Origin of the sequence: Wenzhouxiangella sp. AB-CW3, assembly GCF_014725735.1 — a bacterium.
Taxonomy (GTDB): domain Bacteria; phylum Pseudomonadota; class Gammaproteobacteria; order Xanthomonadales; family Wenzhouxiangellaceae; genus Wenzhouxiangella.
On the sequence record NZ_CP061368.1, the window covers coordinates 98,611 to 116,840 of the forward strand.

16 protein-coding genes are annotated in these 18,230 nt (G+C 62.4%); 8 read left to right on the plus strand and 8 right to left on the minus strand.

The window, feature by feature from the left end:
* Nucleotides 1-34: 34 nt before the first annotated feature.
* The 7 genes from IC757_RS00440 to IC757_RS00470 all read left to right on the plus strand — a co-directional run bounded on the left by IC757_RS00440 (nucleotide 35) and on the right by IC757_RS00470 (nucleotide 6,235).
* A complete protein-coding gene (locus tag IC757_RS00440; protein ID WP_190975460.1) occupies nucleotides 35-508 on the plus strand; it encodes a F0F1 ATP synthase subunit B in 474 nt (157 codons plus the stop codon).
* A gap of 4 nt (nucleotides 509-512) precedes the next feature.
* Nucleotides 513-1,049: a F0F1 ATP synthase subunit delta gene (locus IC757_RS00445; RefSeq protein ID WP_190975461.1), complete on the plus strand. Its 537-nt coding sequence runs from the start codon at nucleotides 513-515 to the stop codon at nucleotides 1,047-1,049.
* Between the two features lie 68 nt (nucleotides 1,050-1,117).
* Nucleotides 1,118-2,665, plus strand: a complete 1,548-nt coding sequence (gene atpA / locus IC757_RS00450) for a F0F1 ATP synthase subunit alpha (RefSeq protein ID WP_190975462.1) — start codon at nucleotides 1,118-1,120, stop codon at nucleotides 2,663-2,665.
* Nucleotides 2,666-2,753: 88 nt separating this feature from the next.
* Nucleotides 2,754-3,617, plus strand: a complete 864-nt coding sequence (gene atpG, locus IC757_RS00455; RefSeq protein WP_190975463.1) for a F0F1 ATP synthase subunit gamma — start codon at nucleotides 2,754-2,756, stop codon at nucleotides 3,615-3,617.
* Nucleotides 3,618-3,764: 147 nt separating this feature from the next.
* Nucleotides 3,765-5,156, plus strand: a complete 1,392-nt coding sequence (gene atpD, locus IC757_RS00460; protein WP_190975464.1) for a F0F1 ATP synthase subunit beta — start codon at nucleotides 3,765-3,767, stop codon at nucleotides 5,154-5,156.
* 67 nt (nucleotides 5,157-5,223) lie between these two features.
* Nucleotides 5,224-5,652, plus strand: coding sequence for a F0F1 ATP synthase subunit epsilon (locus tag IC757_RS00465; protein WP_190975465.1), 429 nt, complete (start codon nucleotides 5,224-5,226; stop codon nucleotides 5,650-5,652).
* A 163-nt stretch (nucleotides 5,653-5,815) separates the two neighbouring features.
* Nucleotides 5,816-6,235, plus strand: coding sequence for a DUF3465 domain-containing protein (locus IC757_RS00470; protein WP_190975466.1), 420 nt, complete (start codon nucleotides 5,816-5,818; stop codon nucleotides 6,233-6,235).
* Between the two features lie 43 nt (nucleotides 6,236-6,278).
* On the opposite strand, the gene IC757_RS00475 is transcribed toward IC757_RS00470, so the two are convergent.
* Nucleotides 6,279-7,022, minus strand: coding sequence for a hypothetical protein (locus IC757_RS00475; protein WP_190975467.1), 744 nt, complete (start codon nucleotides 7,020-7,022; stop codon nucleotides 6,279-6,281).
* A gap of 101 nt (nucleotides 7,023-7,123) precedes the next feature.
* Nucleotides 7,124-7,972: a tRNA 2-thiocytidine(32) synthetase TtcA gene (gene ttcA / locus IC757_RS00480; RefSeq protein ID WP_190976880.1), complete on the minus strand. Its 849-nt coding sequence runs from the start codon at nucleotides 7,970-7,972 to the stop codon at nucleotides 7,124-7,126.
* A gap of 69 nt (nucleotides 7,973-8,041) precedes the next feature.
* On the opposite strand from ttcA, the gene IC757_RS00485 reads away from it, so the two are divergent.
* A complete protein-coding gene (locus IC757_RS00485) occupies nucleotides 8,042-8,245 on the plus strand; it encodes a YdcH family protein (protein ID WP_190975468.1) in 204 nt (67 codons plus the stop codon).
* Nucleotides 8,246-8,264: 19 nt separating this feature from the next.
* Here IC757_RS00485 and plsB read toward each other — a convergent pair whose 3' ends face one another.
* From plsB to purH, 6 genes are all read right to left on the minus strand, one after another.
* Nucleotides 8,265-10,772, minus strand: a complete 2,508-nt coding sequence (gene plsB / locus IC757_RS00490; protein WP_190975469.1) for a glycerol-3-phosphate 1-O-acyltransferase PlsB — start codon at nucleotides 10,770-10,772, stop codon at nucleotides 8,265-8,267.
* Nucleotides 10,773-11,103: 331 nt separating this feature from the next.
* Entirely contained in the window at nucleotides 11,104-11,814 is a 711-nt protein-coding gene (gene pyrF / locus IC757_RS00495; RefSeq protein WP_190975470.1) for an orotidine-5'-phosphate decarboxylase, read from the minus strand.
* Complete coding sequence (locus tag IC757_RS00500) at nucleotides 11,786-12,637, minus strand: alpha/beta fold hydrolase (protein ID WP_190975471.1); 852 nt, start codon at nucleotides 12,635-12,637, stop codon at nucleotides 11,786-11,788. Before IC757_RS00500 ends, pyrF begins: the two co-directional genes overlap by 29 nt.
* On the minus strand, nucleotides 12,634-14,811 hold the full coding sequence (uvrD, locus tag IC757_RS00505; protein WP_190975472.1) for a DNA helicase II: 2,178 nt from the start codon (nucleotides 14,809-14,811) through the stop codon (nucleotides 12,634-12,636). Before uvrD ends, IC757_RS00500 begins: the two co-directional genes overlap by 4 nt.
* A gap of 219 nt (nucleotides 14,812-15,030) precedes the next feature.
* Nucleotides 15,031-16,323, minus strand: a complete 1,293-nt coding sequence (gene purD / locus IC757_RS00510) for a phosphoribosylamine--glycine ligase (RefSeq protein ID WP_190975473.1) — start codon at nucleotides 16,321-16,323, stop codon at nucleotides 15,031-15,033.
* Between the two features lie 359 nt (nucleotides 16,324-16,682).
* On the minus strand, nucleotides 16,683-18,230 hold the full coding sequence (gene purH, locus IC757_RS00515; RefSeq protein WP_190975474.1) for a bifunctional phosphoribosylaminoimidazolecarboxamide formyltransferase/IMP cyclohydrolase: 1,548 nt from the start codon (nucleotides 18,228-18,230) through the stop codon (nucleotides 16,683-16,685).

The window sequence follows — 18,230 nt, forward strand, 5'->3', positions numbered from 1 at the left end:
GAGTTTTATCAATTAACGGACGCAAGGCGCCACTATGCTACCGAGTATATGGACAATAGTCGGTCAGGCCGGCACGTTTCTGGTCTTTATCTGGGCGGTGATGAAGTTTGTCTGGCCGCCCCTGACCCAGGCAATGGAAGAGCGTCGCCAGAAGATTGCCGAAGGGCTGGCGCATTCCGAAGAGGCTGAACATGCCCTTGAGCGTGCCAATGCCGAGGCTGAGGAGCTGATTCGGGACGCCCGCCGCAAGGCCGGTGAGATTATTGAGCAGGCAAGTCAGCGCGGCAACCAGCTGGTCGAACAGGCCAGGGAAGAAGCCGTTGCCGAACGCGATCGCCAGGTTGCCGCCGCCGAGGCCGAGATTCGTCAGGCGACCAACCAGGCGCGGGAAGCACTGCGCGAACGCCTGGCCGAACTGGCCGTGGTGGGCGCCAACCGGGTCATCGAAAAGGAAATCGATCCCCAGGCTCACCGTGCCATGCTCGACAAACTCGCCACGGAGCTCTAGTGCCATGAGCAATCGGATCACGCTTGCAAGGCCCTATGCACGTGCCGCATTCCAGGCGGCACGTGATGCCGGTGCCCTGACGGAATGGCGACAGTACCTGACGCAGGCGGCCGAAATCGCCGTGACACCGGAAATGCGTGACCTGATCGACAATCCGCGCATCAGTCGTCCGCAACTTGCCGAGCTGTTTGCCGAGATCGGTGGAGAGGCTTTTGACCAGCGCTTCAAGCGCTTCCTCCACACGCTTGCTCGCAACGACCGCTTCGAACTGTTGCCGGAGATTGTTGCCCAGTTTGAGCGTTTGCGGCGGGAAGCGGAGCAGCGCGTCCACGTGCAGGTGACATCGGCCTACCCGCTGGAGACGGCCGAACAGCAAACTCTGATTGACCGGCTGAAAATGCGATTCGGTCGCGAGGTGGATCTGGAGATCGAAGTGGACCAGTCGCTGATCGGCGGCGTGGTCATCCGTAGTGGCGACGAGGTGATCGACGGTAGTGTCCGTGGTCGTCTCGAACAACTGGGCAGGCAACTGGCGGTGTAACCGCCGGTGCCGAAAGCGACCCATCGGTCGGGCCCAACCAAGGAACCCAATTCTCAAGGATTGCGAAAATGCAGCAGACCCTCAACCCTTCTGAAATATCCGAGCTGATCCGCAAGCGGGTCGAGGAATTCGAAGTCACTTCGGATGCCCGAACCGAAGGCACGGTGCTCAGCGTGTCCGACGGCATTTGTCGCCTGCACGGCCTGGCCGACGTGATGCAGGGCGAGATGATCGAATTCCCGGGCGACACCTTCGGCCTGGCGCTGAACCTTGAGCGTGACTCGGTCGGTGCCGTGGTCATGGGTGAGTACAAGCACATCAAGGAAGGCGATACGGTGCGTTGTACCGGTCGCATTCTGCAGGTGCCGGTGGGCGAGGGACTGCTCGGTCGAGTTGTCGACGCGCTGGGCAACCCGATTGACGGTGCCGGCCCCATCGATGCAGCCGGTTCGGAGCCGATCGAGAAAATCGCCCCGGGCGTCATTACCCGTCAGGGAGTGGACCAGCCGGTACAGACCGGGCTGAAGTCCATCGACGCCATGGTGCCCATCGGGCGCGGGCAGCGAGAGCTGATCATCGGTGACCGCCAGACCGGCAAGACCGCAGTCGCCATCGACGCGATCATCAACCAGAAGGGCGCCGGCATCAAGTGCATTTATGTTGCCGTTGGCCAGAAGGCATCCTCTGTTGCCGGCGTAGTGAGCAAGCTCGAAGAACACGGTGCCATGGACCACACCATCGTCGTGGCTGCCAACGCTTCCGAGTCAGCCGCCATGCAGTACATCGCACCGTATGCCGGTTGCGCCATGGGCGAGTATTTCCGTGATCGCGGTGAAGATGCACTGATCATTTACGACGACCTGACCAAGCAGGCCTGGGCCTACCGCCAGGTATCGCTGCTGCTCAGGCGTCCACCGGGCCGCGAAGCCTACCCGGGTGACGTGTTCTATCTCCATTCGCGTCTGCTCGAGCGTGCCGCACGAGTCAACGCCGACTACGTGGAAAAGCAGACCAACGGCGAGGTCAAGGGCAAGACCGGCTCACTGACTGCCCTGCCGATCATCGAAACCCAGGCCGGTGACGTGTCGGCGTTTGTCCCGACCAACGTCATCTCCATTACCGATGGTCAGATCTTCCTGGAAACCGACCTGTTCAATGCCGGTATTCGCCCGGCCATCAACGCCGGTCTTTCCGTTTCGCGTGTCGGTGGGTCGGCGCAGACCAAGGTCATCAAGAAGCTGGGTGGCGGGGTTCGAATCGCGCTGGCCCAGTACCGTGAACTGGCTGCCTTCTCGCAGTTTGCTTCCGATCTTGACGAAACCACCCGCAAGCAGCTCGAGCGTGGCCAGCGCATCACCGAACTGATGAAGCAGGCCCAGTACTCGCCGATGTCGGTGGCCGAGATGGCGGTCAGCCTGTTTTCCGGCAACGAAGGCTACCTCGATGACCTCGAGCTCAGCCAGGTGGTGCCGTTTGAAAGAGCGTTGATCGACTACATGAACAACACCCACGGGGAGTTGATGGACAAGATCAACCAGACCGGCGACTGGAACGACGAACTGGCCGGCGAGATGAAGAAAGCGCTGGACGAGTTCAAGTCCACCGGCAGCTGGTAATCGTAACAACGACTCGCAGACCCGGGAATCTCGCCGTCAGGTACGTCGCCGAGTCCCGAGTCCCGAGTCCCGAGTCCCGAGAGGAAACATGAGCGGCTCCAAGGAAATCGTAGGCAAGATCAAGAGCGTCCAGAATACGCGCAAGGTGACCAGTGCGCTGGAGATGGTCTCGGCCAGCAAGATCCGCAAGGCCCAGGACCAGATGCAGGCAACCCGACCCTATGCCCGCATGATGCGGCAGGTGATCGGGCATCTCGCCCACGCCAACCTGGAAGAGGAGCACCCGTTTACCACCGAACGCGAAACAATCAAGCGGGTGGGTTTCATCATCATTGCCACCGACCGTGGCTTGTGTGGCGGACTGAACAACAACATGTTCCGCAAGCTGCTCGCGGAATTCCGCAAGTGGCAGGACCAGGGTGTCGAGGTCACGACCGTGGTGGTCGGCCGCAAGGCCGCCCAGTTTTTCCGTCGCCTGAACGTGGAGATTTCCGCCGCAACCCAGGACTTGGGCGAGCAACCGCGCCTGGAAGACCTGATCGGTACTGTCAAGGTTTGCCTGGATGACTACCGCGAAGGTCGACTCGACCGCCTGTTCCTGTGCTACAACCACTTCGTAAACACCATGACGCAGAAGGCGACTTTCGACCAGCTTCTGCCACTGCCGCCGGGCGATGACGAGCCCATGCTGCAGTACTGGGACTACATCTACGAACCCGATGCGATGGAGCTGCTCGACGAGTTCCTCACTCGCTACCTGGAAACCCTGGTCTACCAGGCATCGCTGGAGAACCTGGCCAGCGAGCACGCCGCGCGCATGGTGGCGATGAAGAACGCCTCGGACAACGCCAACAACCTGATCGACGAGCTCAAGCTGGTCTACAACAAGGCCCGCCAGGCCGCGATTACGCAGGAGATCTCCGAGATTGTTGGTGGTGCAGCGGCTGTGTGATGGAACGAGGTGAAAGGTAAAAGGTAAGAGGTGAAAGGACTGACTGGGCTCCTTTTACTTTTCACCTTTTGCCTTTCACCGCAATCGAAAAACCCGGCTTCAGCGATGTGCATGCACGGAAGCCACCCAAATTTTGAGGACTGACAAATGAGTTCCGGAAAGATAGTTCAGATTATCGGTGCCGTGGTTGACGTGGAGTTTCCGCGTGACGCCGTACCCAAGGTCTATGACGCCCTGACCGTGGATGACACCGAGATCACGCTGGAGGTGCAGCAGCAGCTCGGCGACGGTGTGGTACGGACCATCGCCCTGGGTTCGACCGACGGTCTCAAGCGGAACCGCGCCGTGACAAATTCCGGCAAGGCGATCAGCGTACCGGTCGGCAAGAAGACCCTGGGCCGTGTGATGGATGTGCTCGGCAATCCCATTGACGAGGCCGGCGAAATCGGTGCCGAAGAGCACTGGGCCATTCACCGTGCGGCCCCTTCTTTTGAGGACCAGGCCGCCAGCAACGAGCTGCTCGAGACCGGCATCAAGGTCATCGACCTGATCTGCCCGTTTGCCAAGGGCGGCAAGGTGGGCCTGTTCGGTGGCGCCGGTGTGGGCAAGACCGTGAACATGATGGAGCTTATCCGAAACATCGCCATCGAGCACTCCGGCTACTCGGTGTTCGCCGGCGTCGGTGAGCGGACTCGCGAGGGCAACGACTTCTATCACGAGATGAAGGAGTCGAATGTGCTCGACAAGGTCGCCCTGGTCTACGGCCAGATGAACGAGCCGCCGGGTAACCGCCTGCGCGTGGCCCTGACCGGTCTGACCATGGCCGAGTACTTCCGTGACGAAGGCCGTGACGTTCTGATGTTCATCGACAACATCTACCGTTACACGCTGGCCGGCACCGAGGTCTCCGCCCTGCTCGGCCGCATGCCTTCGGCCGTGGGCTACCAGCCGACCCTGGCCGAGGAAATGGGTGTGCTGCAGGAGCGCATTACCTCGACCAAGACCGGTTCGATCACCTCGATCCAGGCCGTTTACGTGCCTGCCGATGACCTGACCGATCCGTCGCCGGCCACCACATTTGCCCACCTGGATGCCACGGTCGTGCTCTCGCGCCAGATCGCCGAGCTGGGCATCTACCCGGCGGTTGATCCGCTCGATTCCACTTCGCGCCAGCTCGATCCGCTGGTGGTGGGACAGGAGCACTACGATGTCGCCCGCAAGGTGCAGGGCACGCTGCAGCGCTACAAGGAACTCAAGGACATCATTGCCATTCTCGGTATGGATGAGCTCTCCGAAGAAGACAAGCTGACGGTGGCCCGGGCCCGAAAGGTCGAGCGTTTCTTCAGTCAGCCCTTCTTCGTGGCCGAGGTCTTTACCGGATTCCCGGGGGTCTACGTGCCGCTCAAGGAAACCATCCGCGGCTTCAAGGGCATTGTCGAAGGCGAGTACGATCATCTGCCCGAGCAGGCCTTTACCATGGTCGGCACCATCGATCAGGCCGTCGAGAAGGGTGAGAAGCTGATCGCCGAAGCGTCCTGAACCCGGGGCCGGTCAAGCCTGACCGGCCAGGGTTTTCGCTCAGCGCACGAACAGAGTGAGTGCATAAATGGCATCAACGATACATTGCGACATTGTCAGTGCCGAGGCCGAGATTTACTCGGGCGAGGCCACCATGGTGGTGGTCCCCGGCGAAGAGGGCGAGCTCGGTATCACGCCGCGTCACGCCCCGCTGCTCACGCGCCTGGTTCCCGGCCAGGTGCGAGTCATCGTGCCCGACAGCGATGAAGAGCTGTTCTATTACATTTCCGGCGGCCTGCTGGAGATTCAGCCTCATGTGGTCACCGTGCTGTCCGATACAGCCCAGCGCGCCTCGGATCTTGACGAGGCCGCTGCGGTCAAGGCCAAGGAAGAAGCCGAACGTGCCATCCATGACCGCACCGCCGGCATGGAGGTGGCTCAGGCCCAGGCTCAACTGGCCGAAGCCATGGCCCAGCTTGCCGCCCTGGACCGGCTGCGCAAGCAACTCAAGCGCTAAGCAAGGCTTTGCCCCCCGTACATCAGCCCTCTCCAGGCCCTCCTGGCGAGGGCTTTTCGCCCCATCCCGGCGCCCTCCTGCCTGAACCATTCCGCCCGGTCGTTTTCCAAACCCCTCGAAAACTGCCATACTGAATCGGCACACAGTGCGAAGGAGGAAGACCATGGCAGGACGATGCTTTACAGTCGTTCTAGTTGGGCTTCTCGTTGCCCTGGGGGGGACGGGTTGTGGTGGCGAGGATCTGCCCGATAACGCCCGACTGGTTGCGGCATTCGACGAGGGTCGGACCGGTATCTGGGTCAGCGGCCACGGGACCGTGACGCAGGTCCTGGCCGATGAGAGTCTCGCCATTGGTCTGCCGAGACAACGCTTCAATGTCCAGATTGCCGACAGTCTATCGGTGATTGTCTACCACTCCAGCAGCGAGGGCCGACGCGTGCCGGCCCAGCGCGGAGATATGGTTGCCTTTCAGGGCCGCTACGAGTGGAATGCCCGGGGCGGTGAAGTGACGCGGACCCATGCTGACCACGCCCAGGCGGGTGGTGGCGGCTGGATTCGTCACGAAGGTCAGACCTACAAGTAGCCGCTACCCCTGGCCTGGATTCCGGAAAGCGAACTGCCCCGGATCAGGGCCGTTCGCCGCTGAAGGAGGTGGGCTCGGCGCCGGTAATCTCCCCGGTGCGGGCTGTTTCGTGGACATAGAGCCGCACCTCGCGTTCGATGCGTACCGGCCCCTCGACGACCACATCGGCACCGATCACCACCCGGGGCGGCTCGGAGCGAATCTGCGTGCCACGCGTCTCACGCATGTGAAGTTCACCCTCGACGTGCGTACCGTCAAGCAACTCCACATGACCATTGGCGCCGACCACACTACCGACCTGGCTTGCGCGAATCTCGATAGCGCCGTTGGTCGTGGCCACCCGTTCCGTCACATGTCCGCCTTCGCCGATACGAATGCGACCATTGGTCGCTTCCACCGTGCCGGCGACGCTCACTGATTCGGCCAATTCGATGGCGCCATTGGTCGTCTTGATATCCCCGTTGACTCGGACCTGCGCGCCGACACGCACGCGACCATTGGTATTACTCACACCTTCGATACGCGCTTCCGAACCGATCTCGATGGCGCCATTGTTGTTGCGGACCTCACCGGCACGGGTTCCCGCGCCGACGGAAATGGCGCCGTTGACGTTACGTACATCACCATCGATGGTGCAGTCCCGACCGATGCGAATCGCCCCGTTGACATTGCGCACATCGCCGTCGACATGCTCCCCGTCCCCGATCTGAATGCCCCGGTTGACCGCCCCGCAGCCCGATGCCAGCAGCACGCAGAGCATGACCAGCAGAACTCTGTAGGATTGCATATCAGTTCTCCACTTGAATGACGGCGATCATTGTGCGCCCAAATTGTTGCTGCTGCCAGTGCTGAAAGTCACTGCGGCAGAACCCGGCCATTCCGAAGGGCTCAGGGGGTTGAGATGTTCTTGCTCAGGGCTGAAAAATCAAACAGCTCGCGATCGCATAGCTGCGATGGCGCCACATTGCCGAGTGCCCGGAAGATCGACATCGTCCGGCCAGGCTGAATCCGCTCCCATTCATTGAGCATCTGCTTGATCTGCTGCCGTTGAAGATTGGGCTGGCTGCCGCACAGATTACAGGGGATGATCGGGTACTCGCGCAATTCGGCCAGTCGCGCCAGGTCATCCTCGCGGCAATAGGCCAATGGACGGATGACGATGTTGTCACCGTCGTCGCTGAGCAGCTTGGGGGGCATCGCCTTCAGGGCCGCGCCGTGAAACAGATTAAGAAAGAAGGTTTCCACGATATCGTTGAGGTGGTGACCGAGCGCAACCCGGGTCATGCCGTGACGGCGCGCAAACTCGTAGAGCGTGCCCCGTCGCAGCCGCGAACACAGGCCGCAGGTTGTCTTTCCCTCCGGCAGCACCCGCTGGACGATCGAGTAGGTGTCCTTCTCGATCACGTGCCACTCGACGCCCAGCGATTCCAGGTACTCCGGCAGCACATGCTCGGGGAAGCCGGGTTGCTTCTGGTCGAGATTGACCGCCACCAGATCGAACTCGATCGGGGCGGCCTGCTTCAGCCCAAGTAGCAGGTCCAGCATGGCGTAGGAGTCTTTGCCACCGGACAGGCACACCATGACGCGATCGCCGTCGGCGATCATGGCGTAGTCGGTCACGGCCTTGCCGACCTGGCGGCGCAGGCGCTTGATCAGCTTGTTGGCATCGTAGCGGCTCTTGCGCGTATCCCCGGCGGTCGGCTCGGTCGACTTGATGGTCAGGGGCAGGCTGGGCATACTCACGGGCTGGCTCCTCCAGAACAGTGGCGGGGGCATTGTAATCCAGACAGGGAACCGGCACCGCTCATGACGACCAGTCTCAGTGAGATCAACGCCCGCCTGGCCGAGCTGCGCGAAGAGCATCGTGACCTTGATGAGGCCATTGGCCAGATGTCGGACAATCGCGCCACCGATCAGCTGCAGCTTATCCGAATGAAGAAGCGTAAACTGCGCTTACGCGACCAGATCGCCTACTGGGAGAGCAAGCTCATTCCCGACCTGGATGCATGAGGAGCCTCTGAGTCGCAACTCAGGCGGCTTCCTGGTCGAGCTCGGGCAGCTGCGGGGTTACCTGGATGATGGTGTGCCGGATCTCCTTGGCCAGCACCAGCTTGGCATCTCGTGCGAAGTCTTCGAGCTGACGATCAAAGGTCAGGTGACCATCGTCGTCACGGCCCAGGATGCCGCTTTCGAACAGCGACTCGATAAACTGCCGGAACAGCGTGCGATCGTAGAACTCCGGCGCTTCGAATTCGTGCAGCAGGGAAATTCGCTGGGCGCTTAGAATGCACAGTCGTTCCAGTTGCTTGCGCGTCATGCGACCCGAGCCGTTCTTGACCAGTACCGCTACGGTGATGAAGTAGCGTTCGAAAGTCTGAAGCAGCGAGCCGCCGAGCAGCCGCAGATAGTAGCTCTCGTCGCTGCCGCCCGCGGCGCGCTGTAGAAACTCACCCGAAGAGCGCAACAGCCCCATGTCGATCAGTGCCTGCATGCAGCGCTCGATCACTCCAGAGAGTTCCTCGGGCTCCCACGGTAGAAAGAGTTCGCGCCGGATGAACGGGTAGACAAAGTGACTGAGCTGCTCGACGCGACCCTTTCGAACCCGTTGCACGTTCAAAAAGCAGCACGCGATCCAGGCGCTCATGGCCACCAGGTGGGCGATGTTGTTGCGGAAGTAGGTCAGCAGCACCGCGTTGGTGGCATCAGTGCGGATAATGTTGCCCAGCGGGTGTTCCTGTCGCTCGATAATGCCCAGTTCCAGGCCGTATTCGATCACCTGTCCGGGTGTGAGCGTGGTCAGGGTAATGCGATCGGAGTATGCGGTCAGCGCAATGATGTCTTTCAGCAGCCCGATGGTTCTTTCCAGATCGTCTTCGTCCAGCGCCTGCTTGCGACTGGCCAGCAGCGCGGTGGCGAGGAGGTTGATCGGGTTGACGTCCGCGCTGCGATTGATGTTGACCATGATCTGGCGGGCCAGGTCATCGACCATCCCGGAGAGCCAGCGGGGCTTGCTGTTCTCGTCCAGCGGCTCGCCGCTCCATTCCGGGTGATGCGCTTCGAGCAGGCGATTGAGCAGAATCGGCTCGCCAAAGCTCACCGCCACCTCGCCGTAGTTCTTGCGCAGGATATTGATGACGTTTCTGAAGTCCGACAGCGACTCCGGCTTTTTCTGGCGCCCGGACAGCTCCGAGATATACGAACTGCCTTCTGCCAGGCGCTCGTAGCCGATATACACCGGCTGGAACATCACCGGCTTGCCGGGATTTCGGAGAAAGGCGCGAATGGTGATGGACAGCATGCCGGCGCGCGGTGGCAGCAGCCGTCCGGTGCGCGAGCGCGTGCCCTCGATGAAATACTCCAGCGACACACCGCGGTCGAGAATCAACGTGACGTACTGGTTGAACACGGCAGCATACAGCGGCTGGGAGCGAAAGGTACGACGCAGGAAGAAAGCCCCGCCGCGCCTGAGCAACGGGCCCACCAGCGGCATGTTGAGATTGACCCCGGCGGCGATGTGCGGTGGCACGAAGCCCCGATGGTAGAGCAGCCAGGACAACAGCATGTAGTCCATGTGACTGCGATGACAGGGCACGTAGACGATTTCGTGACCGGGTGCCTGCTCGCGGAACTCGCTGAAATGGTGCACCGTGACCCCGCGGTAAATCCGGCTCCAGAACCAGCTCAACAGCAGGTCGGCAATGCGCACGAAGGTGTAGGAATAGTCGGCGGCGATTTCGTGGGCGTACTTGCGCGCCTCGGCCTCGGCCCGTTCACGGCTCATGTCGTCACGCCGCATCTTGGCCGCAATCGCCTCCTGCACCGCGGGGCTGCGCACCACGCGTTCGACCAGGGTGCGCCGGTGTGATCGATCGGGGCCGATGGCCGCGGTTCGCACGCGCTTGAAGTGAACCCGCAACACCCGGCTGACCCGTCTGAGCGCCTGCTCGCGGTCTTCGGTTTCCTCAAAGACGCGCTCAAGGGTAACCGGTTTGCCGAACTGCACCATGGTGGCCCGGCCGTTGATAAGGGTGCTGAACAAACGGCGAAGACGGCCCCCCACGCTCCAGTTTTCGGAAAACAGGATCTTGAAGAAACTCACTTCCTTATCGGGTGCGCGCCCGACCAGCACGGTGACTGGAACGATTTGCACCTGGGCCAGGCCATTATCGGCCGCAGCTTCAATCAGCTCACCCAGGATCCAGGAGTGCCGACGCTTTTTCGGGCGCCTGAGAATGAAGCCGCCGTAGCGCCGGCTGGCCCCGAAGCTGCGCGAAAACGAGGCCTTGCCGTGCTGGAATGGCACCAGCGGGCGTGGCAGGCGAAGACGCATGCAGACCTGTTCCAGGATCAGCACCGAGCTCAGCGCATAGGTGTCGATCATGTAGAACACCGGCCGGTCCCGGTCCAGTGCCAGGTCGTCGAAGTCCTCCGGCAGCACGGTGGAACGGACCCACCAGTGAAGAATGCGCCGCAGCAGCGCCAGCCAGGCCCCGTAGAGCGTGGTCAGGAATCGTTTGAATGGATGCGGATCAGCCATGCAGAGAGGCGTGCTTGGAAGCCGGAAAGAGGGCGAAACATTCTACCATTGACGATGCGCTTGCCCCTTGGAGCAAAAAAAACCGGGCTTGCGCAGAGGCTTGCCCGGCAATGGCACGGTCCGGAGAGGACTGTCCCGGTGGCGTCACGGACGCCGTTGTTGATCGTTCTGGCGACGGGTCGAGACCCGTACCGTGCAGCGCATGTTACGCAATTAACAGAACTTTATCAAGAGCCTGAGAAAATCTACACAAACCATTGAAATTATGTTGATTTCGCGGGTTACCCTGATTTGCGTCAGGCCGCCGACGGGCTCTTGATCGGCGATTCTCTCAGGTGTCGAAGTGCGCCGCGATCTGTTGCTGGATCTCAGCCGCGGCCGCGGCCGGGTCGCTGGCATCGCGGATGGGGCGGCCAACGACGATGTGATCGGCGCCGGCCTCGAAGGCCTCGGGCACCGACAGGGTGCGTTTTTGCTCGTCGATGTTGGCGACCGGGCGGATACCGGGGCAGACCACCACCAGCCGATGATCCACGTCGCGGCGCAGTGCCGGAACCTCAAGACCGGAGGAAATGACGCCCGTGCACCCAAGCTCGAAGGCGCGTCGGGCCCGCGACCGCACCAGTTGTTCGATGTCGCACTGAAAACCCAGGTCGTTCAGGTCGCCTTGATCCAGGCTGGTCAGGGCGGTCACTGCCAGAATGCCCATGTCACCGCGATGGGCCACGGCCGCTTCGAGCATGGCGTCGTTGCCGTGCACGGTCAGAAAGTCCACTTCGCGCCGCGCCAGCTGCGCGGTGGCACGACCCACGGTGGGCGGGATATCGAACAGCTTCAGGTCGGCGAACACCCGCTTGCCGGCGGCCTTCAGTTCGTCGGCCAGCGCGAAGTAATGTCCGCTGAGAAAGAACTCCAGACCCAGCTTGTAGAACTGTACGTGCTCGCCCAGGGTGCGGATCAGGCCGCGTGCCTGGTCGATATCCGGGACGTCGAGGGCAAAGATCAGGCGCTGATCAGTCGGAATCGGGGTGCGCTGGTTCATGATTCTCAAAGTGCTCCTTGATGGCCGGCCCGATCCGGGCCGGGTGATGCATGTGAAGATGATGGCCTCCGGGGCAATCCAGACTGGTTGCCTGCCGCAGCGCCGCCCGGCGTCGTCGGGCCATTTCTCGCGGCAATTTACTGCCGGGCGGGTCAGACTGGATCGTGAGTACCGGGCATTCTATCGCTCCGAGCAGTTCAAGCACCTGTGGCTCGGAGTAGCGATGCGACGAGGGCCAGCGCAAACGGGGATCGTGATGCCAGTAAACACCCTCCTGGCTGGTTCGGGTACCCCGCTCGGCAAGCATCCGGCTCGCCTCGAACCCCAGGTCGCCATTCTTTGCCCTGGCTTGCGCCGCAGCATCGAGATCGGCATGTCGCCGGGGCGTGTGGGGCCTGGAGCGCTCCACTGCTCGGCGCCAGCCGGCTACCGTGTCAGTGGCCGGCGCGCTCAAGGGGCCCGTTCCTTCGATGAGCACCAGTGAGCTGATCCGCTCTGGTGCGGCTGCGGCAGTGATGGCAGCCACCGCGCCGCCCAGGGAGTGACCGATGATTCCGGCCTTGTCCCAGCCCAGATGATCCATCGCGCCGAGCACATCGAAGACATAATCGTCGAAATGATAGCGCGCCTGATCCGGCCGTCGGGCCGACTCGCCATGGCCGGCAAAATCCAGCGCGATCAGATCGATACCGTCCAGCTCGTCGGCCAGTGGCAGAAACGAATGCGCGTTGTCGAGCCACCCATGCAGCGCCAGGACGCGATGTGGCCCCCGCCGCCAGCGCAGGCCGGCCAGATCGCCTACCTGCACTGATTCGGCACTCAATCCAGCCGCTCCAGCGATGCGTAGGCCAGCACCAGCCACTTGCTGCCGGCCGTTTCGAAATTGACCTGCACGCGTGCATTGTCGCCCTGGCCTTCCAGGCTGACCACGGTGCCGATCCCGAAACGTCCATGCTCCACCGTGCCTCCCAGCCTGAGGCCATGATCAGGCGCCGTGTCCGGCGCAGCGCTCATTCGGCCCATGCCCGCTCCGGCTTCGCCTGCGGAGGAGCGCGGTCGTACGGACTCGACCAGGTGCGTGGGCAACTCATCGACAAAACGCGAGGGCCTCGACATTACCCGCTGTCCATGCAGGTGCCGCGATTCGGCATAGCTGATGTAGAGCTGCTTCATTGCCCGGGTCATGCCGACATAGCACAGCCGCCGTTCCTCCGACAGCCGGCCGGGCTCCTCGACTGATTTCTGATGTGGAAACAGCCCTTCTTCCACCCCGGCCATGAAGACCAGAGGAAACTCCAGCCCCTTGGCCGAGTGCAGGGTCATCAGTTGCACACAGTCCTGCCAGCGTTCTCCCTGGTGTTCGCCGGCTTCCAGTGCGGCCTGGGCGAGAAAGGACGCCAGCGGCGACAGGCCGGCCTGACTGTCTTCTTCGGGTTGCTGAAAGCTTTCAGCCGCACGCACCAGCTCCTGCAGGTTTTCCTCCCGGGTTTCGGCGCGGTCGGGCGCTTCCCGCCCCCGGTACCATTCGCCCAGTTGTGCGCTGCCGACCACGGCGGCCATGGTATCGCCCAGCGATGCGCTCGCCGTCTGTTCATCGAGCTGCTCGATCTTGTCGATGAACGCCGATACCGACCGCGCCGCGCGCGCCGGCAGGCCCTGCCCGGATACCAGCGCCCGGGCCGAGGTAAACAGCGAGCACTGATTCGAGCGCGCATGCTCGCGAATCCTCTCCACGCTGCGCTCGCCAATGCCGCGGGCCGGTACATTGATGACGCGTTCGAATGCCGGGTCATCGTTGCGATTGTGCAGAAGCCGGAGGTAGGCCATGGCATCCTTGATCTCGGCGCGCTCGAAGAAGCGCTGTCCGCCGTAGACGCGATAGTCAATACCTTCACGCAACAGGGCCTGTTCGAACAGCCGCGACTGAGCGTTGGAGCGATACAGGATCGCGGTTTCCGACGGGTTGCCGCCCGCCTCGATCCAGTCCTGGATGCGGGCAATGACGAAATCGGCTTCTTCCTCTGCGTTCCAGGCAGAAAAAAGCCGGATCGGGTCCCCTGTTTCGCCTTCGGTCCAGAGGTTCTTGCCCATGCGATCGTCGTTGTGATCGATGACGCGGTTGGCCGCCTCCAGGATGGTCTGCGTCGAGCGGTAGTTCTGCTCCAGGCGCACCACCGTGGGTTCGAAATCACGCACGAAGTCGGACACGTTTTCGACCCGCGCACCGCGCCAGCCATAAATCGACTGGTCGTCGTCGCCGACCACGAACATGCGGCCCTGCTCGCCCGAGAGCAGTCGAACCAACGCGTATTGCAGCCGGTTGGTGTCCTGGAACTCATCGATCAGGGTGTGGCCGAAGCGGCCCTGGTATTGCGCCCGGCGGTTCGGGTTGTCGCGCAGCAGCTCCACGGTCCGGAGCAACAGCTCGGCAAAGTCGACCAGTCCCGACCGCTCACAATAGTCCTGGTAATGCCGATAGATGGCGACCTGGCTGACTGAATGCGGGTTGTCGAAATGATCGATGTCTTGTGGTCGACGGCCCTCATCCTTGTGATGATTGATCAGCCCCTGCATGGCACGCGGCGGAAACTGCCCCTCATCGTGTTCCATATCGCGGATCACACGCCGGACCAGCCGGTACTGGTCGTCGGAATCGAGGATCTGGAAGGTGTCGGGCAGGCCGACTTCATCGGCATGCATGCGCAGCATGCGATGACAGATGCCGTGAAACGTGCCGATCCACAACCCCTCAGGCCGAATACCCAGCAACTCCCCCACCCGGGCGCGCATCTCGCCGGCAGCCTTGTTGGTAAAGGTGACGGCCAAAAGCCCCATCGGGCTGACATGATGGACCTGGATCAGCCAGGCAATGCGATGGACCAGTACCCGCGTCTTGCCCGAACCGGCCCCGGCCAGCACCAGCAAATGACCCTCATCGGCCGTGACCGCCTCGCGCTGAGCGTCGTTGAGTTCGTCGAGAAGGTGACTGACGTCCATGGGGTTCTATCGGGACTCGGGACTCGGGACTGGAAGGATTGGTCGGGACTCGGGACCCGGGACTCGGGACTCGCTACTGTTGGCTACGTGGCATTTTCGAGGGTGGGGGCTCCGACTAGCGTTAGATTTCTCCCTCGCTTGAACGGCCGGGGTTTTTCCGAGTCCCGAGTCCCGAGTCCCGAGTCCCGACACCCCATTAGCTGATCGAAGCCGCACCACTTAGCCGCCCTCCGAGTCTCGATCCACGGCACGGTACCCAATATCCGTCCGATAAAACGCGTCTTCGAAGCCAACCTGAGCCAGCCACTGGTAGGCGCGGGCCTGGGCCTTGGCCACGCTTTCGCCCAGTGCCACCAGGCAAAGCACGCGGCCGCCGCTGGTCGCCACCTGGCCATCGTCGGCCAGGCGCGTGCCGGCATGAAAGACCTTGACGTCTTCGGGCAGTTCGGCATCCAGCCCGTGAATCGGACGCCCTTTTTCGTAGCTTCCCGGATAGCCGCCTGCGGCCATGACCACGCCCAGGGCGTAGCGTTTGTCCCACTCCAGCTCGATCTGGTCGAGTTCGCCCGCCAGGGTGCGATTGATGACTTCGATCAGGTCGGATTTCAGTCGCATCAGCACCGGCTGGGCTTCCGGGTCGCCAAAGCGCACGTTGAATTCCAGCACCCTGGGGCCGTCGGCCGTCAGCATCACGCCGGCGTAGAGAAAGCCGGTGAAGGGACAGCCATCGGACTTCAGTCCGACCAGGGTCGGTTCGACGATGTCGTGCATGATCTGCTCATGCACCGCATCGGTGACCACGGGTGCGGGCGAATAGGCGCCCATGCCGCCGGTGTTCGGCCCTTGGTCCTGGTTGTCGCGGCGCTTGTGATCCTGGCTGGAGGCCAGCGGAAGCACCTTGTCGCCATCGGCGATGACAATGAAGCTGGCTTCCTCGCCAACCAGGAACTCCTCGATCACCACCCGGCTGCCGGCCTGGCCAAAAGCATTGCCCGAGAGCATGTCTTCAAGCGTCGATTCGACCGTGTCCATGTCTTCGGCGATGATCACACCCTTGCCGGCAGCCAGCCCGTCGGCCTTGAGCACCACCGGCAGGCCCAGCTCTTGAACAAAGGCCTTGCCGGTCTCGACATCCTCGACCACCTTGTAGCCGGCGGTGGGAATCTCGTGTCGCGCCATGAAATCCTTGGCAAACGCCTTGGATGACTCCAGCCGCGCCGCCGCCGCATTCGGGCCGAAACAGGCCAGCCCGGCCTCGGCAAAACGATCAACAATGCCGGCCGCCAACGGCGCTTCCGGCCCGACGATGGTCAGGTCGATGCCTTCGCTCTTGGCCAGATTCAGCAGGCCATCGATGTCCTCGGCACCGATGTCGACATTCTCCACTCCTTCCTCGGTGGCCGTGCCGGCATTCCCGGGCGCTACCAGCACACGCGTGACACCTTTCGACCGCGCGGCCTTCCAGGCCAGCGCATGCTCGCGGCCACCGCCGCCGACGATGAGGGTTTTCATGGGGGAGGCTTCGGATTGCTTGGGTGGAAGCGTATTGTAACGTGGCTTCGTTGGGGGTCGGGGGTGTGAAGTGTTAAGTGTTAAGTGTGAAGTGTGAAGTGTTAAGTGTTAAGTGTTAAGTGTTAAGTAGGGCTCCGGTGGCGGTGGGGGTGTTTCGGGTTTGGTGGTCTCGGTTGAGGCAGGTGGCTGGGGGTTCGGTGCCAGGGATTGTCTTAACGCTCAGCATCTCGAAGACTACGACCGCCTGATCCCCCCAAGCAACCAAATGCCCCCACTTCACACTTCACACTTCACACTTCACACTTCACACTTCACACCTCACACCTCACACCTCACCTCACACCCCCGCCCGTGGCGCCTCAATGCCGAAAATGCCGCCTCCCGGTCAACACCATCGCCATGTCGTTTGCGTCGCAGGCGTCGATGACTTCCTGGTCGCGCATGGAGCCGCCGGGCTGGATGACGGCGCGGATGCCGCGCTCGGCTGCGGTTTCTATGCTGTCGGCAAACGGGAAGAAGGCATCCGAGGCCATTACGGCGCCGGTGAGTGTGAGGCCGGCGTCCCCGGCCTTGAGGGCGGCGAAGCGGGCCGAGTCGATGCGGCTCATCTGGCCGGCGCCGATGCCGATGGTGGCGCGGTCCTTGGCGTAGACGATGGCATTGGAGCGCACCAACCCCACAGCGGCCCAGGCGAAACGCAGGTCGGCCATTTCCTCGTCGCTGGGGCTGCGCCGGGTGACGATCTTGTACTCGCTTTCATCGGCCGCGATCCGGTCGGCCTGCTGGACCAGCCAGCCGCCGTCTATGGCGCGCAGTTCCGTGGCCGACGGAACATGCTCGTCCGGGGTGAGAATGCGTACGTTGGGCTTGGTGGAGAAGACTTCGCGGGCCTCGTCGGTCAGGGCCGGTGCGATCAGGACTTCCATGAACCGCTCCAGCATGGACCGGGCCAGCGCGCCGTCGACCTCCTGGTTGACAGCGATAATGCCGCCGAATGCCGAGGTCGGGTCGCAGGCCAGCGCACGATCATAGGCCTGGGCCACCGATTCGCCTTGGGCGGCGCCACAGGGGTTGGTGTGCTTGACGATGATGCAGGCCGGCGCATTCCGGCCCAGTGCCTGAACGCCACTCCAGGCGGCATCGGCATCGAGCAGGTTGTTGTACGACAGCGGCTTGCCCTGGACCGGCTGTGATCCGGCCAGTCCGCTGGTCGGCCGGCCCCGTTCGCGATACAGTCCGGCGGCCTGGTGTGGGTTTTCGCCGTAGCGCAGTGTGCGCTCCAGGTCCAGTGACAGGTTGAATACCGGTGGCAGTTCATCGGCGCTGTCGTGCTGAGCCAGCCATTGACTGATCTGGCCGTCGTATGCGGCGGTATGGGCGAAGGCCTTGACGGCGAGGCTACGACGGGTGGCCTCGTCGGGAGAATCCGGCAGCCTCTCGATCAGGGCGGGGTAGTCGTCCGGGTCGCAGACAATGGTGACGTGGTCGTGGTTCTTGGCCGCGGCCCGCACCATGGCCGGACCGCCAATGTCGATCTTCTCGATGGCCTCGGCCAGGCTGCAGTCTTCCCGCGACACGGTTTCCGAAAACGGATAAAGATTTACTACCACGATATCGATGCGCTCGATGCCGTGTTCGGCCATGACCGCATCGTCGGTCCCGCGCCGACCCAGGATGCCGCCATGAATCTTCGGCTGCAGCGTCTTGACTCGCCCGCCCATGATTTCTGGAAACCCGGTCAGGGTCGATACTTCGGTGACGTCCAGGCCGGCCTCGCGCAGCACGCGGGCACTGCCCCCGGTCGACAGCAGGCCGAATCCGGCTTCGGCCAGGGATTGACCCAGTTCGGTCAGTCCGGACTTGTCGGACACGCTCAATAGTGCCCAACGTCGGTCATTGGTATTCAT

Bases quoted from the DNA above. Each gene is read 5' to 3' on its own strand.
- ttcA (WP_190976880.1), bottom strand. From the start codon at position 7,972: ATGCCCAGCCTGCCCCTGACCATCAAGTCGACCGAGCCGACCGCCGGG.
- uvrD (WP_190975472.1), bottom strand. From the start codon at position 14,811: ATGGACGTCAGTCACCTTCTCGACGAACTCAACGACGCTCAGCGCGAG.
- purD (WP_190975473.1), bottom strand. From the start codon at position 16,323: ATGAAAACCCTCATCGTCGGCGGCGGTGGCCGCGAGCATGCGCTGGCC.
- IC757_RS00475 (WP_190975467.1), bottom strand. From the start codon at position 7,022: ATGCAATCCTACAGAGTTCTGCTGGTCATGCTCTGCGTGCTGCTGGCA.
- IC757_RS00440 (WP_190975460.1), top strand. From the start codon at position 35: ATGCTACCGAGTATATGGACAATAGTCGGTCAGGCCGGCACGTTTCTG.
- plsB (WP_190975469.1), bottom strand. From the start codon at position 10,772: ATGGCTGATCCGCATCCATTCAAACGATTCCTGACCACGCTCTACGGG.
- atpA (WP_190975462.1), top strand. From the start codon at position 1,118: ATGCAGCAGACCCTCAACCCTTCTGAAATATCCGAGCTGATCCGCAAG.
- IC757_RS00465 (WP_190975465.1), top strand. From the start codon at position 5,224: ATGGCATCAACGATACATTGCGACATTGTCAGTGCCGAGGCCGAGATT.
- IC757_RS00470 (WP_190975466.1), top strand. From the start codon at position 5,816: ATGGCAGGACGATGCTTTACAGTCGTTCTAGTTGGGCTTCTCGTTGCC.
- atpG (WP_190975463.1), top strand. From the start codon at position 2,754: ATGAGCGGCTCCAAGGAAATCGTAGGCAAGATCAAGAGCGTCCAGAAT.
- atpD (WP_190975464.1), top strand. From the start codon at position 3,765: ATGAGTTCCGGAAAGATAGTTCAGATTATCGGTGCCGTGGTTGACGTG.
- IC757_RS00445 (WP_190975461.1), top strand. From the start codon at position 513: ATGAGCAATCGGATCACGCTTGCAAGGCCCTATGCACGTGCCGCATTC.
- IC757_RS00485 (WP_190975468.1), top strand. From the start codon at position 8,042: ATGACGACCAGTCTCAGTGAGATCAACGCCCGCCTGGCCGAGCTGCGC.
- pyrF (WP_190975470.1), bottom strand. From the start codon at position 11,814: ATGAACCAGCGCACCCCGATTCCGACTGATCAGCGCCTGATCTTTGCC.
- purH (WP_190975474.1), bottom strand. From the start codon at position 18,230: ATGAATACCAATGACCGACGTTGGGCACTATTGAGCGTGTCCGACAAG.